Source organism: Lactobacillus nasalidis (assembly GCF_016587775.1).
Lineage (GTDB): Bacteria > Bacillota > Bacilli > Lactobacillales > Lactobacillaceae > Lactobacillus > Lactobacillus nasalidis.
Genome location: NZ_BOCG01000543.1, coordinates 1 through 1,955, shown reverse-complemented (window position 1 = coordinate 1,955; position 1,955 = coordinate 1). Strand labels below are relative to the sequence as shown.

The following is a 1,955-nucleotide window of genomic DNA, read 5'->3' as shown; positions in this document are numbered from 1 at the left end:
TTGCAGCTGCCGGACAGAGCGGCGGAAATCGTCAGAACGTAGATCTCGCTGCCGCCGGCGTACGCCTCAAGCCAGGCCGCGATGCCCGGGCAGGCGGATGAAGCCGCGATCCCGGCCCTGGCCCGCTCATTGAAGGCGGCCGCGTCGAAGCTGTCGTCGTCAATCCAGGTCTTGTCGCCCTGCACCAGGCTCAAGGCAGCCGTTGCCAGTTCGTAATTTCCCAGCCGGCCCGCGGTCATGTTGGCCCCGGAGTCGGTCACGATCTTGATTGTCATTTTACTAATCCTCATTATCGGTTTTCTAAAAACTTATGACTAAGTCTATAGCAGTCCTGGCAGCATGTCAAGTTTTTTGAAAACCGCTGGTCCCTTTTGCTATAATACTAATAATGATAAGCTGATAAGACTGCCGATGATTGGAGGTTTTCTATGGAAAAAATTGCCCGTTCCCTGGCCGGCTTTCACCTGCCCCGCTACCAAGAGCTGCCGCAGCTGGGGCTCTACCTGGAGCAGACCGCGACCTATATCAACCAATGCCTGGCACCGCTGGAAAACGTCCACCTGACCAGCTCCATGGTCAGCAACTACGTCAAGCACGACTTGATTTCCTCCCCGAAGAAAAAGCTCTACAGCCAGCAGCAGATCGCCGAACTGATTTTCATCGCCATCTCCAAAAACGTCCTTTCCCTGGCCAACCTCCGCGAGGCCCTGAAGCTGCAGCGGGCCAGCTACGATACCGAAACGGCCTATGACTACATGATTTCCGAGCTGGAAAACGTCCTGGCCTATGTTTTCGGCTTCAAGGACGAACTGGCCGAGGTCGGCCACGAGCACGGGGAATACAAGACCATGCTCCGCAACGTCATCATGACCGTCAGCTACAAGGTCTACCTGGACAAGTACTTTGCCCAGTTTCCCGACGGCGGGGAAGAGAAAAAATAAACCGGCAAACGTAAAAAATAACGCTCACCAGCCGTGAGCGTTATTTTTCTTGTTTTTTGTTTTCTATTCTTCTGTTTCTTGTTTTCCCGCGGATTAGGCAGTCGTCAGCGTCTGGTAGACCAGCTTCCCGTAATGGGGATTGTCGACCATGCTGAAGTTGGCTTTGACGGCAACTTCCTTCCCGTCCTGGGTCACGACCCGGTAGTTCAGCTTGTGAATGTCGCCGACGGCGGCCTCAGCCGTGAACCGGTCCAGCCAGACCTTGACCCGGTCCAGGTCGGCCGGCGCCACCACGTGGATGGCCCGCGTGTTTACTTTGCCGAAGAAGTCCCACAGGTTGTCATAGCCCAAAAGGCGCAGGGTGCCCTGGTTGACGAAGAGGATACGGCCATTTTCCGGCCTGTAGATCAGCAGGGCCGCCGGGATATTGGCGGCGATGTCGTGCAGGGTAAAGCCCAGCTGCGCCCTTAAAGGTCGGCTGTTTTCCCCAGAATAATATTGTGCCCCGCTCTTGCCGCTGAGCTTGACCTCATACAAGGCCTCATCAGCCCGCCTGACCAGGCTGGAGAGCTGGCGGCCATGCTTGGGACTGTCGGCATAGCCGATCGACAGGCTGTAGTTGATCCGCTGGCCCTGGTAGACGATCTGGTGCTCAGCCGTCAGGATCTGCTGGATGACCGGCTGGCTGGCCGCAGCATCCAGGCCCAGCAGGGCCAGCATGAACTCGTCGCCGCCCGTCCGACCTACCAGACCGCGGCCGGCAACTGCTTCTTCCAGCCCCCGGGCCACCTGCTTGAGGACCTGGTCACCCACCTGGTGCCCGTACAGGTCGTTGAAGAGCTTGAAATCGTCCACGTCGATCATCGCCAGGGTGAAGCTGGCCCCCTCATGCTCAGCCAGGAAGCGGTCCAGCTGCTGGTCAAAGCCCAGGCGGTTGCTGATCTGGGTGAGCGCGTCCATGGTTGCCTCCTTCTTCAGCCGCCGCATGCCGGCCTGGCGCATCGTCATCACGAC

Annotated in this window: 3 protein-coding genes; 1 reads left to right on the top strand and 2 read right to left on the bottom strand. The window is 57.9% G+C overall.

The genetic code is table 11. The features are described 5' to 3' along the window. Positions 1-275, bottom strand: a 275-nt coding sequence (locus tag lacNas_RS10570; protein ID WP_201336108.1) for a DegV family protein, incomplete at its 3' end; no start/stop codon positions are given. Between the two features lie 153 nt (positions 276-428). On the opposite strand from lacNas_RS10570, the gene lacNas_RS10565 reads away from it, so the two are divergent. Beyond that, positions 429-941 carry a DUF1836 domain-containing protein gene (locus tag lacNas_RS10565; protein ID WP_201330570.1) on the top strand — a complete coding sequence of 171 codons (513 nt, stop codon included), beginning with the start codon at positions 429-431 and terminating at the stop codon, positions 939-941. Between the two features lie 93 nt (positions 942-1,034). Here lacNas_RS10565 and lacNas_RS10560 read toward each other — a convergent pair. Beyond that, positions 1,035-1,955 (bottom strand): diguanylate cyclase domain-containing protein (locus lacNas_RS10560; protein WP_201346842.1); only part of this gene is annotated, 921 nt, incomplete at its 5' end.

What these genes read in the sequence shown, in the direction of transcription:
- lacNas_RS10565 (WP_201330570.1), top strand. Translation starts at nt 429, where the DNA reads ATGGAAAAAATTGCCCGTTCCCTGGCCGGCTTTCACCTGCCCCGCTAC.